The 21,962-nt window shown below is 41.9% G+C and carries 21 protein-coding genes, 1 tRNA gene and 1 pseudogene; 9 read left to right on the top strand and 14 right to left on the bottom strand.

What is annotated here, in order from left to right:
* Window positions 1-94 precede the first annotated feature (94 nt).
* The 5 genes from folE to C7B70_RS05280 all read right to left on the bottom strand — a co-directional run bounded on the left by folE (window position 95) and on the right by C7B70_RS05280 (window position 4,540).
* The gene (folE, locus tag C7B70_RS05300; RefSeq protein ID WP_199192079.1) at window positions 95-775 is read right to left on the bottom strand and encodes a GTP cyclohydrolase I FolE; all 681 of its coding nucleotides are present in this window, start codon (window positions 773-775) and stop codon (window positions 95-97) included.
* Window positions 776-820: 45 nt separating this feature from the next.
* Complete coding sequence (locus C7B70_RS05295) at window positions 821-1,537, bottom strand: SDR family oxidoreductase (RefSeq protein WP_106368018.1); 717 nt, start codon at window positions 1,535-1,537, stop codon at window positions 821-823.
* Between the two features lie 164 nt (window positions 1,538-1,701).
* On the bottom strand, window positions 1,702-2,682 hold the full coding sequence (locus C7B70_RS05290; protein ID WP_106368017.1) for an acetyl-CoA carboxylase carboxyltransferase subunit alpha: 981 nt from the start codon (window positions 2,680-2,682) through the stop codon (window positions 1,702-1,704).
* A gap of 30 nt (window positions 2,683-2,712) precedes the next feature.
* On the bottom strand, window positions 2,713-3,738 hold the full coding sequence (locus C7B70_RS05285) for a long-chain acyl-[acyl-carrier-protein] reductase (RefSeq protein ID WP_106368016.1): 1,026 nt from the start codon (window positions 3,736-3,738) through the stop codon (window positions 2,713-2,715).
* 106 nt (window positions 3,739-3,844) lie between these two features.
* Complete coding sequence (locus C7B70_RS05280) at window positions 3,845-4,540, bottom strand: aldehyde oxygenase (deformylating) (RefSeq protein ID WP_106368015.1); 696 nt, start codon at window positions 4,538-4,540, stop codon at window positions 3,845-3,847.
* A 184-nt stretch (window positions 4,541-4,724) separates the two neighbouring features.
* Between C7B70_RS05280 and C7B70_RS05275 the strand changes: the two genes are divergently transcribed.
* Window positions 4,725-5,558, top strand: a complete 834-nt coding sequence (locus C7B70_RS05275; RefSeq protein ID WP_106368014.1) for a carbohydrate ABC transporter permease — start codon at window positions 4,725-4,727, stop codon at window positions 5,556-5,558.
* On the opposite strand, the gene C7B70_RS05270 is transcribed toward C7B70_RS05275, so the two are convergent.
* A complete protein-coding gene (locus tag C7B70_RS05270) occupies window positions 5,555-6,622 on the bottom strand; it encodes a hypothetical protein (protein WP_106368013.1) in 1,068 nt (355 codons plus the stop codon). The genes C7B70_RS05275 and C7B70_RS05270 overlap by 4 nt on opposite strands.
* Window positions 6,623-6,787: 165 nt before the next feature.
* Here C7B70_RS05270 and C7B70_RS05265 point away from each other — a divergent pair, with 165 nt between their 5' ends.
* Window positions 6,788-7,231, top strand: coding sequence for an N-acetyltransferase (locus tag C7B70_RS05265; protein ID WP_106368012.1), 444 nt, complete (start codon window positions 6,788-6,790; stop codon window positions 7,229-7,231).
* A 58-nt stretch (window positions 7,232-7,289) separates the two neighbouring features.
* On the opposite strand, the gene C7B70_RS05260 is transcribed toward C7B70_RS05265, so the two are convergent.
* Window positions 7,290-7,847 carry an alpha/beta hydrolase gene (locus C7B70_RS05260; protein WP_106368011.1) on the bottom strand — a complete coding sequence of 186 codons (558 nt, stop codon included), beginning with the start codon at window positions 7,845-7,847 and terminating at the stop codon, window positions 7,290-7,292.
* 310 nt (window positions 7,848-8,157) lie between these two features.
* Here C7B70_RS05260 and C7B70_RS05255 point away from each other — a divergent pair, with 310 nt between their 5' ends.
* Window positions 8,158-9,981 (top strand): DUF1565 domain-containing protein, encoded by a 1,824-nt coding sequence (locus C7B70_RS05255; protein ID WP_106368010.1) that lies wholly within the window; start codon window positions 8,158-8,160, stop codon window positions 9,979-9,981.
* 264 nt (window positions 9,982-10,245) lie between these two features.
* On the opposite strand, the gene C7B70_RS05250 is transcribed toward C7B70_RS05255, so the two are convergent.
* On the bottom strand, window positions 10,246-10,518 hold the full coding sequence (locus C7B70_RS05250) for a DUF3493 domain-containing protein (protein WP_106368009.1): 273 nt from the start codon (window positions 10,516-10,518) through the stop codon (window positions 10,246-10,248).
* A gap of 34 nt (window positions 10,519-10,552) precedes the next feature.
* Between C7B70_RS05250 and C7B70_RS05245 the strand changes: the two genes are divergently transcribed.
* Window positions 10,553-10,624 (top strand) — tRNA-Thr (locus C7B70_RS05245).
* 127 nt (window positions 10,625-10,751) lie between these two features.
* On the opposite strand, the gene C7B70_RS05240 is transcribed toward C7B70_RS05245, so the two are convergent.
* Complete coding sequence (locus tag C7B70_RS05240; protein WP_106368008.1) at window positions 10,752-11,579, bottom strand: dienelactone hydrolase family protein; 828 nt, start codon at window positions 11,577-11,579, stop codon at window positions 10,752-10,754.
* 97 nt (window positions 11,580-11,676) lie between these two features.
* Here C7B70_RS05240 and C7B70_RS05235 point away from each other — a divergent pair, with 97 nt between their 5' ends.
* Both C7B70_RS05235 and C7B70_RS05230 read left to right on the top strand, forming a co-directional pair.
* Window positions 11,677-13,965 carry an FdhF/YdeP family oxidoreductase gene (locus C7B70_RS05235; RefSeq protein ID WP_199192069.1) on the top strand — a complete coding sequence of 763 codons (2,289 nt, stop codon included), beginning with the start codon at window positions 11,677-11,679 and terminating at the stop codon, window positions 13,963-13,965.
* A 298-nt stretch (window positions 13,966-14,263) separates the two neighbouring features.
* Window positions 14,264-15,586 (top strand): Nramp family divalent metal transporter, encoded by a 1,323-nt coding sequence (locus C7B70_RS05230; RefSeq protein WP_106368007.1) that lies wholly within the window; start codon window positions 14,264-14,266, stop codon window positions 15,584-15,586.
* Here C7B70_RS05230 and C7B70_RS05225 read toward each other — a convergent pair.
* From C7B70_RS05225 to C7B70_RS05215, 3 genes are all read right to left on the bottom strand, one after another.
* Window positions 15,578-16,624 (bottom strand): anthranilate phosphoribosyltransferase family protein, encoded by a 1,047-nt coding sequence (locus C7B70_RS05225; RefSeq protein WP_106368006.1) that lies wholly within the window; start codon window positions 16,622-16,624, stop codon window positions 15,578-15,580. The genes C7B70_RS05230 and C7B70_RS05225 overlap by 9 nt on opposite strands.
* Window positions 16,625-16,670: 46 nt before the next feature.
* Window positions 16,671-17,594: a LysR family transcriptional regulator gene (locus C7B70_RS05220; RefSeq protein WP_106368005.1), complete on the bottom strand. Its 924-nt coding sequence runs from the start codon at window positions 17,592-17,594 to the stop codon at window positions 16,671-16,673.
* 99 nt (window positions 17,595-17,693) lie between these two features.
* Complete coding sequence (locus C7B70_RS05215) at window positions 17,694-18,983, bottom strand: HEAT repeat domain-containing protein (RefSeq protein ID WP_106368004.1); 1,290 nt, start codon at window positions 18,981-18,983, stop codon at window positions 17,694-17,696.
* A 509-nt stretch (window positions 18,984-19,492) separates the two neighbouring features.
* On the opposite strand from C7B70_RS05215, the pseudogene C7B70_RS28685 reads away from it, so the two are divergent.
* The 3 genes and pseudogenes from C7B70_RS28685 to C7B70_RS05200 form a co-directional block, all read left to right on the top strand.
* A pseudogene (locus C7B70_RS28685) lies at window positions 19,493-19,588 on the top strand (hypothetical protein); the annotation flags it as partial.
* 285 nt (window positions 19,589-19,873) lie between these two features.
* The gene (locus tag C7B70_RS05205) at window positions 19,874-20,242 is read left to right on the top strand and encodes a DUF1257 domain-containing protein (protein WP_106368003.1); all 369 of its coding nucleotides are present in this window, start codon (window positions 19,874-19,876) and stop codon (window positions 20,240-20,242) included.
* Window positions 20,243-20,301: 59 nt separating this feature from the next.
* On the top strand, window positions 20,302-20,871 hold the full coding sequence (locus C7B70_RS05200; RefSeq protein ID WP_199192078.1) for a Uma2 family endonuclease: 570 nt from the start codon (window positions 20,302-20,304) through the stop codon (window positions 20,869-20,871).
* Window positions 20,872-20,883: 12 nt separating this feature from the next.
* On the opposite strand, the gene C7B70_RS28680 is transcribed toward C7B70_RS05200, so the two are convergent.
* Together C7B70_RS28680 and C7B70_RS05195 are read right to left on the bottom strand one after the other, a co-directional pair.
* Entirely contained in the window at window positions 20,884-21,015 is a 132-nt protein-coding gene (locus tag C7B70_RS28680; protein WP_369831811.1) for a hypothetical protein, read from the bottom strand.
* A 68-nt stretch (window positions 21,016-21,083) separates the two neighbouring features.
* Entirely contained in the window at window positions 21,084-21,959 is an 876-nt protein-coding gene (locus tag C7B70_RS05195) for an STM4011 family radical SAM protein (RefSeq protein WP_106368068.1), read from the bottom strand.
* Window positions 21,960-21,962: the final 3 nt, after the last annotated feature.

Below are 21,962 nucleotides of genomic sequence, written 5' to 3'. Positions count from 1 at the left end.
GTTTTACTCCCCCTTAAAAAAGGGGGAAAATATAGATTTTGTCTGTTTTAATAGGGCTACAAAATTGGGTAGCGGCCCTCAATTGCTCGTTACTTTAGAAAAATGCTGCTTGATGGCGAATTAAATTAAAAAATTCTTCGCGGGTTTTTTGCTCATCTTGAAAAACGCCTACCATTGCACTTGTAACTGTCCAAGAACCGGGCTTTTGTACGCCGCGCATGACCATACACATATGACTTGCTTCAATCACAACTGCTACTCCCTTTGGTTCTAAAATAGTCTGCACTGCTTCAGCAATTTGACGGGTTAACCGCTCCTGCACTTGCAATCGTCGAGAATACATCTCAACAATTCGCGCCAATTTGCTTAAACCTACTACTTTTTGATTGGGAATATAAGCAACATGAGTTTTGCCCATAAATGGCAACATATGATGTTCGCAGAGGCTAAAAGTGCTGATATCTCTAACCAGTACCATCTCATTATGCCCTTCATCAAAAATTGCTCCATTAACCAAGTCTTCTAAAGATTGGTTGTAGCCGCTAGTCAAAAATCGCATAGCTTCAGCGACGCGCTTAGGAGTTTTTAACAATCCCTCTCGCTCCGGATCTTCTCCTACACCTAATAACAACGTCCGCACCGCTTCTCTCATTGGCTCGTTGAGGTCTTCCGATGGCGGCTGTAAATTCGGTTCTTTACCGTTTTGAGTGTTGCGATCAGGTCTAGTTGAAAGGTTAAGATTTAAAGAATTTTGTCCGTCCATAGATTCTCTCATGTCAGAAATTAAAAAAGATTCGGCGCGATCGCTATTAGTGTTCATTTATAAGCTTCCGGCGCTGGGCATTAATGTCAATTCATCAATTACGGCGCTCTTAGGCAATAGTGCTGTATGCAAAACTGATTGAGCGACGATTTGCGGCGTTAACATTACTTTGCGGTCAAAATTTGATTCCAGCGTGTCCCATAGTTCTGTATCTACCGCTCCAGGACAAATAGCTGTAACCCTGATGCCACGATCGCGTTCTTCGGCGGCTACAGTTTTAGATAGGGCAATTAATCCCGCTTTACTAACGCTATAAGCTCCCCAACCAGGAAATGGTTGTTTACCTGCAATCGAGGCAATATTAATAATTGTCCCTCCGTGACTTCGCATTGTGGGCAGTATGCCGACAATGCACTGAAATACACTTGTAAGATTGAGATTAATTACCATTAACCAGTCTGCTAAAGGTGTTTCGCTCAACGTTCCAATGTAACCGATTCCGGCATTATTAACTAAAATATCAATGCCGCCAAAGTCTAAAGCAATTAATTGGATTTGTTCGCGTACCTGCTCAACTTTTGCCAAATCTAGCTCGTAAGCTTTAGCTTTTACTCCTGTAGCTGCGGCTGCGCTGGCAACGGAAGTTAATTTATCTATAGAACGCCCAACTAAGGCTACATCTATTCCAGCTTTAGCAAATTCTAAAGCTGTTGCCTTGCCAAGTCCGCTACTTGCCCCAGTAATTAACGCTTTAGGCTTACTCAAATTATTCATACAGCTTTTTTACTTTCCTTGCGCCAAGTATTTTTAGTTTTGGCATAAACTGTAATCGTCAAGATAAATTCAATTACCTAAAACCATTAATTGACTAGAAATGATCAAAAAGTAATAAAAATTTACATATTTTTCCAACTATACCACCTAGAAAGAATCGGTGACTAATGGTGCAGTTCTGAAAACTTCCCTAATTGGCGAAACTTTTGATAACGCATTTGTTTGCGATCGCTACAAGGCAAAGCTGCTAATTCGTCTAAATTGTCAATCAATGCGCTCTTAAGCGTTGCGGCGGCGGTAACGGGGTCAGAATGAGCGCCGCCGACGGGTTCAGGGATAATAAAGTCGATAATGCCCAGATTTTTTAAATCCCAAGAAGTAATTTTTAAAGCTACCGCCGCTTGGGGTGCTTTGCTGGCATCTTTCCACAGAATCGCCGCACAAGCTTCGGGAGTAGCGACGGTGTAAACCGAGTGTTCAAACATTAATAAGCGATCGCCCACGCCAATACCCAAAGCGCCCCCTGATCCGCCTTCCCCAATTACTGTACAAATAATTGGCACATCAAGGCGGAACATTTCGCGCAAATTGTAGGCGATCGCTTCTCCTTGTCCTTGGTGTTCCGCTTCAATACCCGACCATGCGCCGGGAGTATCAATAAACGTAATAATCGGCATCCCAAAGCGGTTGGCGTGATCCATCAGCCGCATGGCTTTACGGTAGCCTCCAGGGGATGCCATGCCAAAATTACGGGCAATATTATCTTTAGTGTCTCGTCCTTTTTGTTGCCCTAACATTACGACAGGACGACCTGCTAACCGCCCAACACCACCAACTAAAGCCGGATCGTCAAAGCCCCGGCGATCGCCATGAAGTTCTAGCCACTCGTCGCTAATAGCTTGAATATAATCAAAGGTACTAGGGCGGCGGGGATGACGGGCTAGTTGCAATCTTTGGGCGGGGGAAAGGCTGCTAAAAATTTCTTGACGTAGGGACTTTGCCCGCGCTTCTAGCCGCCGAATTTCCTCGGACACATCAACGCCGTTTTCGGTTGCTAATTCGCGGATTTGGTTAATTCGCAATTCTAGATCCGTTAACGGCTTTTCAAAGTCCAACAGTAGGGGCTTGCGCTCAGTTGTTGCCATTGCTTTGTTTTTTTGCTCTGGATATTTTGACTAATAGCTTAAAAGCGGTTGAAATCCGTGCTTAATAGAAGCTGCGCCAATTTGCTCCATTTTTGCCACAGTAATTTGGTTGCGCCCCCAAGAAAAGTTGGTATGTATTTTTTCAAATTCCAACAGCATCGACTCGGCAAAACAGGCAAAAAGCTGACGTGTTGGCACATCCATCAGGCTGACGATGTGCATAATCCGCCAGTCAATATCTAAAGAATGCTCGACAATGCCACCATTTAAGACATGAATGCCGGGATGCTGTAGTTTAGTGCCTAAGTTTTTGGGATAACCGCCATCAATTAGCAAACATGGTTGCTTTAGCACCTTTGGATCAATTTCTACACCTTTAGGCATACTAGCAACCCAGACAATTATATCTGCTTGGGGTAAGGCTTCCTCTAAGCCCATAATTTTACCCCGTCCTAGCTCTGCTTGGAGTTCTTTGAGTCGTTCTTGATTTCGCGCAATTAGTAGCAACTCTGCAACGTCTGTACGGCTTTCTAACCAGCGACAAACCGCGCTACCAATATCTCCCGTTGCACCACAAATGGCAACAGTAGCTTTTGATAATTCAATTCCCAATTGTTTAGAAGCTTGTTCTACCTGACGGCAGATTATATATGCTGTATGAGTATTTCCGGTGGTAAAACGTTCAAATTCTAGCTTTATATTACGAACTTGCTTATTTTCTTGTAAATTAAAGTTTTCAAAAATAATTGAAGAAAAACCGCCTAAAGCTGTAATGTCAATCCCGTGCTTTTGGGCATGAGCCATCGCGTTTAAAATTTTGCGCGTCGCGGCTTTAATCCGACGATTGGCAAGCATTTCTGGTAAAAAGCATGATTCTACATAGCGCCCTTCGATTTTTTGCCCGGTGATGCTAGTAACCGTAATATTATCGACAATTTGGGGCGGGGCGCTGCACCAAAAATCTAGCCCTTGATCGGCGTATTCAGGGTAGCCTAATTCTTTGGCTACCGATTGGGCGTGCTGCAAGCTGGTAAGGTGTCCGATTAGACCAAACATTAATTGCTTTATTAGACCTATAAATCCGGTCAAATTGGAGTAAGTGGATAAAAAATTAGAGTACCTTGGCTATTATTGGGGCAATAGACAATTGCCCCCAAGTTATTTAAGCCGCACTCAAGCCGTAGGCTGATAGGCGCATGATGTCGCGGGTAGTAAAGCCAATATTACTTAAAGCTTCACCGTACTGAATCATAAAGTCTTCAACCAACGCCTCTTTTTCCATAGCGAGAACTTGGGCATCCTCGGCTACTTGATTAAGCATTTGCCAAACTATAGGTAGATTCTGGCGGTTGGCTTGTTCTAATTCAGCTTTTGCGGTTTCAAAGTTGTTTTTTAGCCAAACTTCGCCAAAGTTGAGATGGCTATATTCGTCTTTGACAACACCTTCGGTGATTTTGCGCGCAAAATCATCAGCAACGGGGATGTAGATGTTGTAAGCTGCGATCGCAAAACATTCAATAATTAGCGATTGAATCAGCAAGCAGGTAACTACTCGTCCCTCTTTGGCTGCATCTTGAAAGTTCTGATGCAGGGAAGCAAAGAATGATTTGGCGAAGGGCAAATCTGGCGTTACCTTTAAGTTACGCGCGCAGGCTTCAAAGCCTTTTTTGTGGCGGCTTTCCATCTTGGACAAACGAATTAAATCGTCCTGATGTTCTGGCATCATTTGCGTAAGTGTGATGTAATTTTCGTGGGCTTCTTGTTCCCCTTCAATTACAATGGCGTTGACGCGGCTATAAGCATCCTTATAGACTTCGCTCTGAAAATCGAGTTCAGAGTTGGCAGCAAGTTGCTGCATAGGTCTATTCACTCCTATTTAACGTGAATTGGTGGACAGCATTATTGCGATGACTCCTACTTAGTTAAGAGTAAAAGTCACTGTGGTTAATTTAACTTAAACAAAGCACTATTTTAAATATTAACGTCCTAGGGGAAGAAGTCGCTCTTTACACCCGAAAAAACCTTTATTTAGATAAAAACTGATGGATAATGATAGTAAAAAGCCTAAATTAGAAAGGCTTTTCGACTTTTTAAGCTTGTTTTTACTCATTCTAGGAGCGCTCGTTGTACTGTTACCTCTAGGCGTAGTGTTCCTTACATCTTTTACGCCCTCCAATACCCTGGGCAAATCAGCCCAAAGGGGTTTGACTCTAGTTAATTATCAAGACGCTTGGAGACGGGGAGAGTTCCTGTTAGCTTTTGCTAATTCTACTTTGGTGGCTTTGGCAGTTACAGGCTTACAAATTATTACTTCAGCGTTAGCAGGCTATGCTTTAGCAAGGTTAAAGTTTCGCGGTAGGCAAGCTTTGTTATTAATTGTATTGGCAACGCTCGTAATTCCGTTTCAGTTATTAGTAATTCCTATATTTTTAGTTTTGAAATGGGGACACTTAATTAATACCTATGGGGCGCTAATTTTGCCTACGGCGGTAAGTGGTTTTGGGATATTTTTAATGCGGCAATATTTTCAAACTATCCCTGTGGAATTAGAAGAAGCCGCCGCTATCGATGGCGCTAATCGCTGGCAGATATTATGGCGAGTTATGCTACCGTTATCGCGTCCAGCTTTAGTAACACTGTTTTTATTTACATTTATTGGCGAATGGAACGATTTATTTAAACCTTTAGTTTTTACAACTAAGCCGCAATTAAGAACAGTACAACTAGCTTTAGCAGAGTTTCAAGAACAGTTTACTAATAATTGGCCCATATTAATGGCGGCAGTGGCAATTTCTACAATACCTGTAATTTTATTATTTCTAGTCGGGCAACGCCAATTTATGCGCGGGATTGCTACTACAGGTATTAAAAACTAAGATTGGGTGGTAGTTTCTTGAATTTGCAGGCGAATAGTGCGAAGCCCTGCGTGCGCGCTTGCGCTATCGCTATTTTCCCCTAATTGAATCTCCATTACTTCCCCAGTTAATTGCTCTAGGCAAGTTAAAAGGCTGCGTAAATTTGGGGTACTTGCTCCTGTATCTACATACAATCTATCGGATAAGCTGCCGATCCGCTTCCAGGTAGTATAAAGTTTAGCGATGGTTTGTTCTAATTGCGATGCTTGATTAACCAAGTCCGCCGCCGTATTAATGCAGCCTAATCTTAAAGCTTCTTCTAAAGCCATTTCTAAGTCTACCGCACCGCCATCAAATACTTGAACGCTAGTTGCAGCATCGAGGTATTTTGCTAAGTATTTAGCCTCAGAAGTGACTTGTTTTACCGTTTCTACATCAGGATTAAGGGCGATTTCTTGCCGCAAAATTGTTTGATGAGACTCTGGCAACTTTTCAATTTCTCTGACCATAGGCGGTAAATAGCGGCTAGGTAAAGTGCGATCATTGACTTTTTCTTTTACGCTATCAGGGACTAAATCAGAAGTCATCGCCGTCCATTCATCGGCAATTTGACGTACTTCTCGGCGGGTAATGCGATCGCCATTTTTAGCTGCATCGGTAACTAATTGCTGTACTTCTGGATCGGCTTTTGCTGTCTCCATAAAGGCGCGTTTGCTAAAACACCTCACCGCAGCCGGATCTAGCTGTCCTTCTGCCATTAAGGTATCAGCACTGTTGGCTAAGGCGATAATTGCGTAAGCTTGACTTTTGCTAATTTCTCTTATTTTAAGCCAGTCAAGAAAACCACTCCCACGGGCATCACCATGTTTTTTTTCGCGATCGCGCACAGCGCGTAAAATTCGCCCCCGCCAAATTTCTGTTTGCAAATCAAAGCGATCGCATACTTGCCAAGCGCTATCAATTTGCTGTTGAAAATCTAATTCAGGGATCTCCTCATCTTCTGGATCGGGCAATTGAAAAGTTAGATCCACTGGTTCAGATAATACGGCAGCAAGGTCTGTGGGAGTTTGGGGTGATGAAACCATAGCCAGGAGAAGTCAGTTATTACAGACCGATTATTATGGCACGATTCGGATCGGTTGTTCTAGATAAGATTGACGCTAAATGCCATCGATATTGAATGCTTCAATTTGTGGAGTTGAGGCTCCTACGATATATTCTGTTAAATTGGCAAGTGGCAGTAGAAACCGATGAAAGTCTTTTTAGCAAACATTGAACACCTTGAAGCGCTGTCTGTGTTGTTTGACCAATATCGCGTTTTTTATCAGCAGTCCTCAGACCTTGATGGTGCAAGGCTATTTTTAAAAAATCGATTTGAATATTGCGACTCGACTATTTTTGCTGCAAGGGATGGCGATCAAATTGTAGGCTTTACTCAGCTTTATCCTAGTTTTTCCTCTGTGTCCATGAAACGAGTTTGGATTTTGAACGATTTGTTTGTTACTTTTTCACACCGAAATCAAGGAATAGCTCGGTTACTTATGGCGATCGCAAAGCAGTACGCTGAGGAAACTGGAGCCATCCGTATAGGTCTTTCAACACAGCAATCAAATCATGCGGCGCAAGCGCTGTACGAATCATTAGGGTATGAGGAAGATGAGGTGTTTCATCATTATTCGTTGCGCTTGCAGTAAATCACGGCACTTTATCAGTAATTGAAATTTCAGCAGTAAAAGTTAAATTTACAACTTATTATCGAGGAATTCGCTGTAGCAAATCTTGCAAACTGCCTCCTAATTGGCGCAATTGGCGATAAGCACGCTCTAAAACTTCCCCTTCCACTTCAATTTCTGAAGTAGGATAATTTTGGATTACCTCAATTAGGCTAATACTATTGCTTTTAGCGCTACTACCATTGCGATCGCTACTTGCTGATAAAACTAACGCTGCTCTTAAAGCTTGGCGATCAGCTTTGCGTGACGGTGTATGTATAGCTTCACCAATTTGATCGAGGACAACATTACCAATAGGGCTATTTAGTATTCGATCTAATAATACTGGACTAACTGTTACAGATTCAGTTAAGTATTTGCGAATCTTTTTTGGCTCTTGTTTTGCTAAAGCTAAATTAACTCGTAACGATGTTGACAATTCACCAGTTTGAGCAAAAGTTGTTAGCTCTTTAACTGCAATTGATTCTCGAAAAATACGGTATTTTAACAACACACTTTCTGCTGCAAAAACACTTCCATTAGATAGAGAAAGTGAAATAATTACAGATAGCAGTAAACTTCGACGTAATAATGACATTTTTAAGTAGATTTAACAAACTGTTTTGTTGACGATAGTTGTTGAATATTAGTTGCGGCATCAAGCTTAAGCCATAGATAATATTTTATTTATCATCTAAGTATTTTCGGTTTATTTTAATACGCTTGATTGGGTTTACTTACTTACATAAGTTACTCGCAGGTGGGAACTCTACTCTAAAAGCTTTAGTCATGGGCTTTTACTGCAAAACTTTAAATTGAGAAACTTTTTGTTAAAGAAAAGTAAAAAGTTTTTGCCTTTTTACCAAATCAACGTAACGTAATTCAAGACATTAATATTAGCAAGCACAATGCCTAAACAGGGTTTCGATCAACATCAATTGAAGACTTTTTATACCAATAGCTTACATTTACAGGCAATACTAGCCGCAGCTTTAGTTGTGGGCGGTGGAGCAATATTATTTAAGAATAAGGCGATCGCATCTACCATTGCTCAAGTTATTGTCCCCACTGTACCCAACTCATCGCCATCGCCTACCCCTACAGTTACACCATCGCCAGTAGTTGTACCAACTTCATCGCCTACGCCAACCCCGCTATTTCCACCCACGCCTACACCATCGCCTACCCCTACAGTTACACCATCGCCTACCCCTACAGTTACACCATCCCCTACAACTACCCCAAATCCTACAAGCGGATCGGTTATTTATGTAGATCCGGTAAATGGTGCAGATAATGCCACAGGGAGCGCCCAAGCGCCTTACAAGACCATTTCTTCAGCGCTCAATCAAGCACAATCGGGCAGCGTCGTCCAACTAGCGCCAGGAATTTATAGCGCGACGAGTGGCGAAGTTTTTCCCCTAAATATCAAGTCCGGCGTAACTTTGAGCGGCGATGAGTCTACCAAAGGTCAAACTAGAGTAATTATTGGTAGTGGTAATTATGTTAGCCCTACTTTTGCTCGTCAAAACGTGACAATTCGTGCTGACTCTGGCGGTACAGTTGCAGGAGTGACGATCGCTAACCCTAGTAGTCGGGGTACAGGTTTATGGATTGAGTCTACTAATCCCACCATCAAAAATAATACTTTTACGATCAATAACCGCGATGGTATTTTTGTGACGGGTAATGCTAACCCCATTATTGAGAACAATGTTTTTACGCAAAATAGTGGTAATGGTATTTCTATAGCTAAAACTGCAAGCGGTCAAATTCGCAATAACTTATTTTTGGATACTGGTTTTGGTTTGGCTATTGGTGGTACTTCTACGCCACAAGTTGCTAATAACCAACTTTACCAAAATCGAGTAGGGCTGTTTATTTCTGATTCTGCTCGTCCTACACTACGCAGTAATTTCATTGAAAACAGTAAACAAGATGGGGTGGTTATTACCGCCAGCGCCCAACCAGATATTGGTACGGCGGAAAATCCAGGGAATAATCTCATCCGCAATAATACTCGTTATGATGTCTACAACTCAACGCGCAGTAATACAATTACGGCAACTGGTAACGATATTGAGCCAGAAAAAATCTCTGGTAATGTAACTTTTGTTGCGGCTACAGTCAACCGCCCAGCAATTAGACAAGGTACATTCCGCGATATTCAGGGTTATTGGGCGCAACCTTATATTGAGGCTTTGATTGCTAAAAATGTAATTGCTGGTTTTCCTGATGGCTCATTTAAGCCCACAGATCCAGTAACTCGCGCTCAATTTGCAACAATTCTTAGTAAAGCTTTTGCGCCGCCATCAATGCGAGAAGCGCAAGAATTTACAGATGTTAAGCAGAATTTCTGGGCTTATCAAGCAATCCAAACTGCTTACAAGGGCGGCTTTGTAGCAGGGTATCCCGGCGGATTATTTCAACCGCAGCAAGCAATTCCTCGCGTACAGTCTCTAGTTTCTTTAGCTAATGGTCTAAAACTCTCAGCGAATAATCCCAATGCTTTGGCTACTTACGCTGATGCGGCGCAAATTCCTAACTATGCTACCGATCCCGTATCGGCGGCGACAGTAAGGCAATTAGTGGTAAATTATCCTATTCCTACACAGTTGAACCCTAACCGCGATGCTACGCGCGCGGAGGTTGCAGCCTTTGTTTATCAAGCTTTGGTGAATACTGGACGCGCTCAAGCGATCGCATCTCCCTACGTTGTCCGAGTTCCTTAATTGCAATTAAAAAACGCCAGATCCGATTAGAGACTCTGGCGTTTTAGTTTTATGATCGGCTGGGTCTTATATATAATTGACCCGATGTTAAAGTGTTCGTTTTATATTCAGGGTTTTTAAATTATTTAACCCTGTTGCAATTAATTTCTATCATTGCAGCATCTAGCAAATTAAGTAGATTCCCTAATAATTTCTTTATCTTTGTTGTCTGTAGGTGTTTATTTTTTAATTAAAGTAAATAAAATTGCTGAAATAACAATAATCTTACTTAGGAATTTTTGGTGATTCTTTGTCCCAACGGAATAGGAAAACCATTAAAGCAACAACTCCTACTTGCAAAGCAAGGTTGGATAGCGGCGCATCCGCCTCTTTTCCGGCGGCTATTTGCGCCAAAAATACCAGTGCGCCCACAAAGCCCGAAGCACCAAAAGCTATATATATAAACTTTCGTAGCCCTCGGTAAGGTGCGGCGGCTTCAGCCTTTAGGCGATCATATTGCTCGTTTGTGAAACGTTTGTTATTCGGTGGTTTGACCATGATGATTTAAAACTGATAAGATAATAAATTGTGTGCCGATGTGGCTCAGTGGTAGAGTAACTGATTCGTAATCAGTTGGCCGCGGGTTCAAATCCCGCCATCGGCTTTATTTAAAACAATGCCTAGACCAGCTTTGAGAGTTTGAGCGCCAACAAAAAATTTAAGGTTTAGCCTTAGTATGACTATTTTGATAACGATTTGGTGATCGGCGAGTAAGGTAAAAGTAGCATTTTTTAAACACCGTGCTGCTTAAACCAGGCTTGGAGGCGTTGCCAGCCAAGTTTTGCTTCTTTTTGGCGGTAGGAGGGGCGATAATCGGCAAAGAAGGCGTGGGGTGCATTAGGATAAACAATAATTTCAGATTTATTGTTTTTATTCAAGGCTTGGCGCATTTGCTCTACAGTTTCTAAAGGAATACCTGTATCTTTACCGCCATAAAGCCCTAAAACAGGGACTTTTAAGTTAGAGGCAATATCAACAGGATGATTGGGAGTTAAATTAGTTTTATCCCCCACTAATCGCCCATACCAAGCTACACCAGCTTTAACTTTTGGATTGTGAGCGGCGTACAGCCAAGTAATGCGCCCACCCCAGCAAAAGCCTGTAATTCCTAATCTATTAGCATTACCCTTTGCTGACTTTATTACCCAGTTTACCGTCGCATCTAAATCGGATAAAACTTGCTCGTCGGGTACTTTGGCTACTACTTTGCGGATTTCGTCAATATTACTTAGGCGCAGAACATCGCCTTGACGGATAAATAATTGCGGCGCGATCGCACTATAGCCAAGTTTAGCAAAGCGGCGGCAAACATCTTGTATATGTTCGTGTACACCAAAAATCTCTTGAATCACCAAAACAATAGGGAAATTTTCACCCGTGCTAGGCATCGCCCGATAAGCTGGAATTTCGCCATCTTTGACCGGAACTTTGACCATTCCGGCAATTAATCCCTTGGAGTCAGTGGTAATTACTTTGGCAGAAATAGGTTGTACGGCTAAAGCAAAACCTGTGGCGAAAGTTGCTGTAGTAATAAAAGTACGGCGGGTTAGTTTTTTCATGTTTCTAAGCAAGTATTTAAAACAATTGTTAGTTATGACGCTGGGGACTTCGCCTAAAATATTATTAGTTCAATTCTTCTAGGAGAACATAAGCGGTATGGATCTAGATCAAACAACTGATAATCAATCTAACCCACTCCTAGAAGATAAAAATGACGCAACACCTAATATTGGAGGCAGTTTACCAATAATTGAGTATTGGGCAAAGCATACTCTATCACCAGAAGGGGCGAAATTGTGGCAAACCTTACTACATAAAAGCGCTTGCTTATCCTGTGCTTGGGGAACGGGGGGACAAAAAGGCGGCTTTACTAATGAAAATGGTGAAAAACTCCAGCGCTGTATGAAAAGTGTTGAGGCAATTTCAGCAGAAATTAAACCTCCCGTCCCAGTTTCTATTTTTACTGAAAATACTATCGAACAGTTGCAAAAGCTGACTTCTTACGAAGCTGATAGATTGGGGAGACTCAGCTTTCCGATGATTTTGAGAGAAGGACAATCTCATTACGATCGCATTTCTTGGCAAGAGATATACAATATCGCTACTGATGCCTTTCAAAAGCAGCCGGAGAGAGTCGCCTCTTATAGTTCGGGACGTTCTTCTAATGAAGCGGCTTACTTATTACAATTAATGATGCGGGTGCTTGGTTCTAATAATTTGGCAGATTGCTCGGATTTATGCCATGCCCCTTCAACTACAGCACTTAAACAGATGTTTGGTTTTGGTACTTCGATGGTAAGTTTGGAGAACCTAGAGAAGTCAGACTGTGTAGTATTAATTGGTTCAAACCCCGCCTACAACCATCCGCGTTTGATGAACGAACTAATTAAGTTGCGCGATCGCGGTGGTAAAGTAATTGTCATTAATCCCATTGTTGAAATTGGTTTAGTTAAGTTTGGTTCGCCAGCTTTTCCCATAAAGTCTTTGCTTACAGGATCAGATATAGCAAATCTTTACTTACAACCAATTCCCGGTAGCGATGTTGCTTTATTTGTGGGTATTCAAAAATATCTAATTGAGCAAGGTTTAGTTAAAACTGCTTATTTGCAAGCTCATACCGAAGGTTGGGAAGCAGTATTAGAAAGCGCTACTTCTACCAGTTGGGAAACTATTACTAATACTTGCGGCGTGACAAAAAGTGAGATAGAATCCGCCGCTAAAGTAATTTCTAGTTCTCAATTGGTTGTCTTTGGTTGGGCGATGGGCGTAACTCAGCAAGCAAACAGTGTAGATAATGTTTTTAGTATTGCTAATACTGCTTTAATTACAGGCAATGCAGGCAAAGCAGGCGCGGGAACAATGCCGATACGCGGACATTCTAACGTCCAAGGCTTCGGATCTATGGGTGTAACTATTCACCTGAAAAAAGAGATTAAAACGGCTTTAGAGAAACTTTTGGGGCGAAGTCTTGAATTGGCTTCAGGATACGATACGCGCAAGCTTATAGAAGCGGCGGATGCTGGGAAAGTAGATACTCTAATCTGTTTGGGTGGAAATTTATTTTCAGCAAATCCCGACTCTACCCAGGCAAAACGAGCTTTAGCTAAAATTGACACTGTTATCTATCTTGCCACTAAGCCCAATCTCGGACATTTTCACGGGTTAGGGAAAAAAAATACAATCGTTATTCCCGTATTTGCTCGATTTGAGAATCCCCACAAAACAACGAGTGAATCTGGTAATAATTTTGTCCGATTGAGCGATGAAGGTACAACCCACCTTAAAGATGCAGATTTAATTTCTGAGGTGGAGTTTTTGACGCAACTTGCCCATCGCTTGCATGGCGTTTCGCCGATTAATTGGCTAAAGTTGCAAAATCCGCAATACGTCCGTCAACTAATTGCCCAAACAATTCCTGGTTACGAAAAAATCGCTCAAATTGATGCAACAAAAGAAGAATTTACAATTTCAGGACGCATTTTTACTGAACCAAAATTTCCCACTCCTTCGGGAAAAGCAATAATGTTTGCGACTCCTTTACCCGATCTTACCTTACCAACTCAGGAAGATTTTGGCGTGTCTGAGTCTGTGCCAAATGTAGTTATAGCTTTGATTACAGCGCGTAGTTATTCCCAGCACAATACGGTTGTTTATAAGTTACATGACCAGTATCGCGGAATGCCCCATCGCAATTGTATTTTAATGAACCATAAAGACGCAGAGAAAGCAAACTTAGAAAGTCGCGCTCTTGTCACTGTCCAAGGAGACGCAGGCAAATTAGAGAATGTAGAGGTTATTTACGGCAGCGTTAGGCAAGGTGCGGCATTGATGTTTTACCCTGAAGCTAATGCTATTTTTAAAGCCAGGATTGATGTGCGATCGGGTACGCCAGCTTTTAAACGAGTTCCGGCGATCGTTTACGCTCAACCTATTTCAACACTCTAGTAGCGTTAAAAATCGCTGCTAAAGCAACTCTTACGTCAGCAAATACCGCTCCCACATCGTTGCTAATCCAAACACACCCAAAGCGCGATCTAAAAACCAATGTAGAGACATTGCATTGCAACGTCTCTACATCAAAATTCGTAGTCTACAAAAATATAAACAAAGCAATATTTTATAATTGCTAAGATGCTTTTCCTGTCTATCTTGTAGGCTTTTGCACCGATACTAATCGAACGCTTGTTATTGATAATTTGCTAAGATTATGAAAATATTATGAGAACAGCAAGCGGCAAAATGAATGACTACCCCAGAAAATCGTCCTAGCCTCCCGGAAGTTCATCGGAGTATTAAAATCCCTGAAGGTAAAGGCTTTTGGCGCAAGATGCTGGCTTATGCTGGGCCGGGTTATCTTGTTTCTGTCGGCTATATGGATCCTGGTAACTGGGCAACAGATATTGCTGGAGGGTCTAAATTTGGCTATACATTGCTATCGGTGATTTTGGTTTCAAATTTGATGGCGATCTTGCTACAGTCGTTGTGTGTGCGGTTGGGTGTAGCCACAGGACGAGATTTAGCCCAAGCTTGCCGAGATTATTTTAGTCCCCGGATTAACTTTTGTTTGTGGGTACTGTGTGAAATTGCGATCGCAGCTTGTGATTTAGCGGAGTTATTGGGAAGTGCGATCGCTCTGCAACTGCTGTTTGGGATTCCTTTACTATGGGGAGTGTGCATTACAGCGATAGATATACTTGTATTGTTATTTTTGCAAAATAAAGGCTTTCGGTACGTGGAAGCACTGGTAATTACGCTAGTAGCAACGGTGGGTATCTGTTTTACTGCCGAAATTATTTTTTCTCAACCTGATGCTGGAGGGATTTTACTAGGATATGCACCTAAGTTGGAGATTTTACAAAATCCAGAAATGCTTTACATTGCGATCGGTATTCTAGGGGCGACGGTAATGCCGCACAATTTATATTTACATTCATCTATTGTGCAAACCCGCGACTTTCAACCCACTAGCGAAAAAAAATGGGAAGCGATTAAGTTTGGTACGATTGATTCGACAGTGGCTTTATCTTTAGCATTATTTATCAATTCAGCTATTTTAATTGTTTCGGCGGCTACGTTTCATTTTTCCGGTAATCAAGATGTCGCAGAAATTCAGGATGCTTACAAACTTCTCTCACCATTGTTAGGAGTTGGCGCGGCTAGTGCTATTTTTGGGTTGGCTTTACTGGCTTCAGGGCAAAGTTCAACGCTGACAGCAACCTTGGCTGGGCAAATTGTAATGGAAGGCTTTTTACACCTACGTTTACCTTCTTGGTTGCGTCGTTTGGCAACTAGAATGCTGGCGATCGTTCCGGCGGTAATTACAATTATTTTGTTTGGTGAAGAAAGTACCGGAAGTTTGCTAGTTTCTAGCCAAGTTGTTTTAAGTCTACAGTTATCTTTTGCGGTATTCCCACTGGTAATGTTTACAAGTAAACGTCGCCTGATGGGAGAATTTGTTAATCCTTTATGGTTGAAGATACTTGCATGGACAGTAGCCTTCACGATCGCTGGCTTAAATATCTGGCTGCTAATCCAAACTTTTTTAAGCTGGTTTAATTTAAACTGAAGCCACAAATTGACTAATTTGTTCTAGTTTTTGGGCAACTTCACCGCCAATTAATAATTCTTCTGCTTTGGCAATACCCGATCGCATATCGGAGCAAATACCGCTACGCCACAGATAAAAACCGCCATTCCACAAGGCACTTTGCATTAATTCAGAGGGTTTACCTTGCAAGACTGTTTCCATAGCGGCTATTAACTCTGGAGTGGAAGTTAGAGGTACATTTCTGTTACTAAAATCATAGTCACGGGCGGATAGGTGCAAGTGTTCTACTAAAGCATTGTCCTTAAATACGCCGATAATTGCCGTGCGATCGCGCGGTAAGTCACAACTACCTTCTAATCCCTTAACGGTTGTAAAACTACTTGTTCCCCGCAAAGTTAAAGCGCCTTGAAACATTCCTTCAGTGGGCGGATGTACAAAGCCAGCAATAATATGAGCATCCCCAGCATAAGGACACCAGACTAATTCCATTGTCGCAAAGGGCGGACGTTTGCCGATTTGATCGCGGTAATCAAATATGACTTGTGCTTGACTAAAGTGTTGAGGTAAGTAGACAAATCCTAGTCCTGTTGTCTCAAATACCTGTTGAGTTTGCGCCAAAGATAGCTTACTAAAATCAACGCCTAAGCCTTGCCAAATCTCTATTAATGGTAATCCGTACTTAGTAGGCGATCGCTCGCTCCCGTGCATAATTACTGGCTGATTTGCCGTAACTAAAAGTAACGCTGTTATGGGGCTAATTGGTGCAGTACGCGACCTGCCATCATAGGGTATTCCCATCACAATTGGCGAGATCGCTGAATTAATTGGTTGCAGTTTTGCCCCTAATTCTGTGTAAGCATCAAGCATTCCGGCTAATTCTTCTCCCGTCGGGCGCTTAATCCGGTGGGCGATCATAAATGCACCGATTTGGGCGGGGGTTGCCGAAGCTAGTAGCATCATTTTTGTTGCCGCCATTGACTCCGCGCGGGTCAAATCTTCTCCCGTATGCACCCCACTACCTACTTTTTTTAAAAATTCTCTAAATACAATACTCATCCATTACCTATTCCCAATTACCAATTACCAATTACCAATTCCCAATTTAAGCACTTGTTTCTATCTTTTCCGGCACTGGGATAGATGCTTGTACCAAGTCCCAAAAACGACGAATTGGGGGAATTTTTAGCCGATCTTGGGTAGTTACCATCACAACTCGGCGTGTCAAATCGTTTCTGCCGTTGCCCAATACTCGCACTGCCAGAGTAGGATCGTTACGAGCTTCTATTAATGCCGATTGTGGCAGCAAAGCAACCATATCCCCTTGACGTACTACCCCCCGGAAAGCATCAAGAGTATTTACCTCTACAACTGCTTGGAGTATTGCACCTTCGCGATCAAACCTGTCTTGTACCAACCGTTGCATCCCATAGCCATCTTTAAATACTACCTGTGGGTAGCAAGTTAACTCCGCCCAAGGTATCCATTCATAGGCTGTAAGCGGGTGAGTTGCTGCCATTAGCACCTCAATAGGTTCATCGTATAGCACTTGTACTACCATCTCAGAACTAGCAGTTAAAAAGCGATTATTCATGACGATCGCCAAATCTACCATGCCATCTTTAAGCACTTTTAAAGCGCGATCGCTGCCTAAAGATGTTACGCGCAACTGTACGTCTGGATAGTCGCGGCAAAATTGTTGCAGCACTGGCGGCAAAAAATGAGAGCAAATTGAATGAATTGCCGCAACACATAATTCTGGCTGTTTTCCTGCCACTAAATCGGCTAATTCTTCTGTTGCCGTGCGCCACTCTTGGCAAATTTTGCGGACGCGAGGCAAAAAGCGATCGCCGCCTAAAGTTAAGGTAGTAGCCGCGTTGCGATGAAACAAAGCTACACCTAAATCGGCTTCTAATGCTTGAATTTGGCGACTAATGGTTGATTGAGTCACCCCACATTTTCGCGCTGCTTGCTGAAAACTGCCCGTATCGGCGATCGCTAAAAAAGCTTGCAACTGCTCTAGCCGCATTTTGTTTGTAGCCTGAATTACATTTATATCCCCAAGTCTAAAATTACTCGATCTAGAACTAGGTTTTGGTAGAGATTGTTACAACTAGCTTACGACTGCTTATATTTGTTGCCATTCTTGCAATGCAAATTCTATGCCTTGAGTAAGTTCTGAGGTAATTTTAGAATCGTTATTTAGATGTTGTAGTTGTTGGTACGCTTGAACTGGGGCTAGTTGTTGTAAAGCTGCGATCGTGTGTAACCTAACTCCTGTATCTGGATTAGCAAGTAAATTTATTAAGGGATCTATTGCTTGAAGTTCGCCCAATCGTCCCAATGATAAAGCGATCGCGCTAGTCAGAGTGTTTGATAATTGCAAAGCTTCGATTAAAATCTCCCCGGCGATTACTTTTAATTTTTGTACTTGTCCTAAAACCTTGACAACCTCTTGTTGCACGGGGAAGGAATGTTCGTTTAAGCAAGAGCGCAGATATTGCAAGCTTAGAGGTGTCTCTATTCTACCCAAAGCTCTGATACATTCTAATTGCAAGTTTATCGGCGTAAGAGGAGAAGTTAGCACAGATTTTAAAGCATTGGTAGCGATGTCGCCTCCCAATCTACCTAGAGAAACTGCCGCAGTACAGCAAACCTCTAGATTAAAGTCGTACAACCGAGGGATTAACTTATCTACTAAGTTTAATTCTTCTCGCACGTCAGAGCGAAAACCTAAACCTGTAACAGCTTCTTTTCTCACTGGTGCGGAAATATCGTCTAAAGCCTCAAGCAAAACTGGCGGAATCTCTGCGTTATGAAAACTCCCCAAAGCTTCAATGGAAGTTTTTCTAATCTTGGCATCTGGATCTTTAACTACTGTTAATAATGGGGCAATTATTTCTGAGCGCCGGATGTGAGATAGTGATTGTACAGCGATTAGGCGTGTAGTTTCCTCTGCTAATAATTCCTTTAATGCAGCAACAGCCGGGTTGCCAATTTGTCCTAAAGCGCTGGCTACCATTGAGGTTAATTCGTCATTTTCGGAGGATTTGAGCAAGTCAACTAAAGCTGCGATCGCTTTAGTCGGATGATTAAATTCCCCTAAAATCCTGGCTGCATACCAGCGCAATTCTTCATCTTCTTCATTTTTAACAATTTCTACTATTGGAGCGATGGCGCGATCAATACCAATTCCCACATTTGCACCTAAACGGGGAAACACTTTCGCAATATCCCAACGCTGAGAAAAATCGCCTTCAATCAAAACTGTTTGAGCTAAATCCAATATTTGACTTGCTTCTTGCTCAATATCTACAATTACCAGTTGTTGCAAGCATTGAATAACTATTTCCCAGTTACCTACATTGTGCGCCGCCTGTGCCTGTTGTAAAAGTTGAACTTTGATATCTGCAATCATTAAATTAGCTCCTACACAGAGTTTTGGCTCATAACTTGCGCTTCTCAGAAATTCCCTCCTTTTTAAGGGCGGAGAATACCTCGCACTTCACAGCGATCAGCAAGAGTGCAACTATCAGATACCAATTAAAAGAATTTTAACTCGTTCTCTAAGTATCGGGACTTATTTTGACCTCAGAATTATTTAGGCAGACAAGTAGGGTGTTGTAGTCCCTATTGCTTTGATAAAAAATTCTCTAAGTCTTTTCGACCAAGAACAGCAATTACTCAATTTCTACCTTCAATACTATTGCTAGTTCGATGAGTTGACCCATAAACTTAAATTTAGTCCGGAGCAAAAAGATTGTTCTCTCATTTGATATATAAAGTAACAACGTTGATGGTCTTCGTCAGTTAGGGCGGTAATGTCACGCTAATTAAGTTTTAGGGGCGAAATGACGAATTTCGAGCGCAATCAAGTTTACGAGACTCCGTTGAGCGATCGCCAGCAACAATACATCACCTTAGGAGATTTTTAAGGTACATTTACAAAAATTACGCCCCAACCGTTTACGAGAATTTGATTTAGCTATATTAGCCAAAGCCAGCCCTAATTTTAGCGGTGCAGAAATCGAGCAAGTAATTGTTGATGCGATGCACCAAGCCTTTGCAATGAAAGATGGACAGCGCCGGGATTTTGTTACAGAGGATATAGCACAGGCGATCGCCCAAACTGTGCCTTTAGCTATGAACGCAAATTGAAGCTTTGAAACAATGGGTAGCCGAAGCAGGCGCAAGAACCGCGTCTAGTGACACTTAACTAGCCGCAGAATTGAGCAACGTATAATTCAGCCAGAGATTTCGCCGTTAGAAGTTGATTGAAGCAAGTTAACAACAGTATCAAAAACTAAAATGTCTCACTTTACAACAATCAAAGTTCAAATTAAAAACAGCGATACTCTTTTTCAAGTATTGCAAGAATTGGGTTATCAAGTTGAATGCAATATTAATGTGCTTGGCTATCATGGCAATACCACTCAATCGGAGTATGTAATTCGCCAAAAAAACGGTTACGATTTAGGATTTCCCCATTGCGGCGAAATTTACGAAATAGTTGCCGACTTTTGGGGAGCGAAAATTAATCAACAGGAGTTTGTTAACTCAATTACTCAAAAATACGCCCACAAAACATTAATGGCAACAATCCAACAGGGGCTTGAAGTTGAGGAGGAAGTTTTAGAAGATGGTAAAGTGCGAGTAGTTGTAGGGCAATGGGTATAGTTGATTAATTAGATATTTGCGATCGGCGATTGTAGTCACGATTACAGGAGTAATTATTTATAGTGTCATCAATAAAGTCCCAGTTGTTGATATCTGTTGAAGATTTCTTGCAGTTGCCAGAAACAAAACCAGCTAGCGAATATATCGACGGGAAAATCTATCAAAAACCCATGCCGCAAGGAAAACATAGTATTGTTCAAACTGAGTTGTCATCTACTATCAATCAAGTCGGTAAATCCCGTCAGTTAGCTTTAGCATTAACTGAGTTACGCTGCACATTTGGAGGACGTTCTCAGGTTCCAGATATTGCGGTATTTGAGTGGTTACATATTCCTGTTGATGAGAATGGGGAGATTGTCAATAGGTTTGAAAGCTACCCAGATTGGACGATTGAAATTTTATCACCCGAACAAGCTGCTAATAGTGTCATCAATAAAATTATTTTTTGTCTTAATCACGGGACAAAACTAGGGTGGTTTATCGATCCTGATGATAGATCGGTGATGGTATTTCAACCAGAGCAATTACCAGAGGTAAAATACGGTAGCGATAATTTAACCGTTCTCGATGTACTGGAAAATTGGCAAATTTCGCCAGCAGATATATTTGGTTGGTTGAAAGTTAAATAAGTGCTTCTAACACTAAGATATCTGTTCAGGCAAACCCCAAATTTTGATTTCTTCATGGCTGCTTGCACTTATAATTGACTGTCCATCAGGACTAATAGCAACGCATTTGACATAGCCCAAATGCCCACTAAGTGTCTTCTTCAATTTCTCTGGGTTGATTGAGATTTTCTGACATGGGAGTTTTACTTATAGAGCAATATTAGTATTACCAGTTACGGATGCGCGATCGCCTTTCCCATTAATTGATCGGGAATCCGCTCTAAAATTCCCGAACCAAATACCTTATCTAACTCCAAATAATCTAGGTGAACGTAACCGATATGACAATGACAGGAGGTATTAGTACAGAGGCGTTCAAACAATGCAGATTCAAAGGTGCGATCGTAGATATTGCCAATTGGTTCAGCAATAAAGTGACAACGGCGCATATTGCCATCACCATCAACAGAAATTACCGATTTTCCGGCGCGGCAACTATGACCCAAGCTAGGATAGTTTTGAGTATTTACTGAAAATAGAGGATCGACTTCCTCAAAGAAATTTCGGTCTTCTAAGGATAAATTAGCCAGTTCTTTCTTAACTGCATTAATCCACAGATAAATGTGGGCTGGTAACTCTTGACGCAAAGTTGCAATCTCGTCTTTGAACTGCGAAAAACCCACAACACCCGCACTGAAACGAACACCGCGACGATCTAATTCTAGGCATTTGGCAAGGAACAAGCCGCGCGAAACCCATTGCGAATGAAAAGTTGCCCACAATGCTAATTTGCCCTTGTTGCATTCCTCCACCCAATCTAATTGACACGATAGATTAGTTTGGATTGCAGCTTTATTAACATGAGGCATTTGGGTTAATTTTATCAATGCCTGTTGGTAATAGGAATGAATTAACGCTTCTCCCCAAGGCGTGAACAGAATTGAAAACTGGTGCTGTGGGCGATCGCCTATCCAATTAACAAAGCGTTCTAATTGCTGTTTATCAATTGTTAACTCGGCGGCGGTTTGCTGGCGTTTGGCAAAGGGACAATATTCACAACCATAGTTGCAACTAACTAATGAACCGCGATAAAGAATAGTTAAATTCATTGG

Origin of the sequence: Chlorogloea sp. CCALA 695 (assembly GCF_003003885.1) — a bacterium.
Taxonomy (GTDB): Bacteria; Cyanobacteriota; Cyanobacteriia; order Cyanobacteriales; family Chroococcidiopsidaceae; genus Aliterella.
The sequence above is the reverse complement of the archived record's forward strand: the minus strand, read 5'-3'. Positions and strand labels throughout refer to the sequence as shown.

What these genes read in the sequence shown, in the direction of transcription:
- folE (WP_199192079.1), bottom strand. Translation starts at nt 775, where the DNA reads ATGAGAGAATCTATGGACGGACAAAATTCTTTAAATCTTAACCTTTCA.
- C7B70_RS05295 (WP_106368018.1), bottom strand. Translation starts at nt 1,537, where the DNA reads ATGAATAATTTGAGTAAGCCTAAAGCGTTAATTACTGGGGCAAGTAGC.
- C7B70_RS05290 (WP_106368017.1), bottom strand. Translation starts at nt 2,682, where the DNA reads ATGGCAACAACTGAGCGCAAGCCCCTACTGTTGGACTTTGAAAAGCCG.
- C7B70_RS05285 (WP_106368016.1), bottom strand. Translation starts at nt 3,738, where the DNA reads ATGTTTGGTCTAATCGGACACCTTACCAGCTTGCAGCACGCCCAATCG.
- C7B70_RS05280 (WP_106368015.1), bottom strand. Translation starts at nt 4,540, where the DNA reads ATGCAGCAACTTGCTGCCAACTCTGAACTCGATTTTCAGAGCGAAGTC.
- C7B70_RS05275 (WP_106368014.1), top strand. Translation starts at nt 4,725, where the DNA reads ATGGATAATGATAGTAAAAAGCCTAAATTAGAAAGGCTTTTCGACTTT.
- C7B70_RS05270 (WP_106368013.1), bottom strand. Translation starts at nt 6,622, where the DNA reads ATGGTTTCATCACCCCAAACTCCCACAGACCTTGCTGCCGTATTATCT.
- C7B70_RS05265 (WP_106368012.1), top strand. Translation starts at nt 6,788, where the DNA reads ATGAAAGTCTTTTTAGCAAACATTGAACACCTTGAAGCGCTGTCTGTG.
- C7B70_RS05260 (WP_106368011.1), bottom strand. Translation starts at nt 7,847, where the DNA reads ATGTCATTATTACGTCGAAGTTTACTGCTATCTGTAATTATTTCACTT.
- C7B70_RS05255 (WP_106368010.1), top strand. Translation starts at nt 8,158, where the DNA reads ATGCCTAAACAGGGTTTCGATCAACATCAATTGAAGACTTTTTATACC.
- C7B70_RS05250 (WP_106368009.1), bottom strand. Translation starts at nt 10,518, where the DNA reads ATGGTCAAACCACCGAATAACAAACGTTTCACAAACGAGCAATATGAT.
- C7B70_RS05240 (WP_106368008.1), bottom strand. Translation starts at nt 11,579, where the DNA reads ATGAAAAAACTAACCCGCCGTACTTTTATTACTACAGCAACTTTCGCC.
- C7B70_RS05235 (WP_199192069.1), top strand. Translation starts at nt 11,677, where the DNA reads ATGGATCTAGATCAAACAACTGATAATCAATCTAACCCACTCCTAGAA.
- C7B70_RS05230 (WP_106368007.1), top strand. Translation starts at nt 14,264, where the DNA reads ATGACTACCCCAGAAAATCGTCCTAGCCTCCCGGAAGTTCATCGGAGT.
- C7B70_RS05225 (WP_106368006.1), bottom strand. Translation starts at nt 16,624, where the DNA reads ATGAGTATTGTATTTAGAGAATTTTTAAAAAAAGTAGGTAGTGGGGTG.
- C7B70_RS05220 (WP_106368005.1), bottom strand. Translation starts at nt 17,594, where the DNA reads ATGCGGCTAGAGCAGTTGCAAGCTTTTTTAGCGATCGCCGATACGGGC.
- C7B70_RS05215 (WP_106368004.1), bottom strand. Translation starts at nt 18,983, where the DNA reads ATGATTGCAGATATCAAAGTTCAACTTTTACAACAGGCACAGGCGGCG.
- C7B70_RS05205 (WP_106368003.1), top strand. Translation starts at nt 19,874, where the DNA reads ATGTCTCACTTTACAACAATCAAAGTTCAAATTAAAAACAGCGATACT.
- C7B70_RS05195 (WP_106368068.1), bottom strand. Translation starts at nt 21,959, where the DNA reads ATGAATTTAACTATTCTTTATCGCGGTTCATTAGTTAGTTGCAACTAT.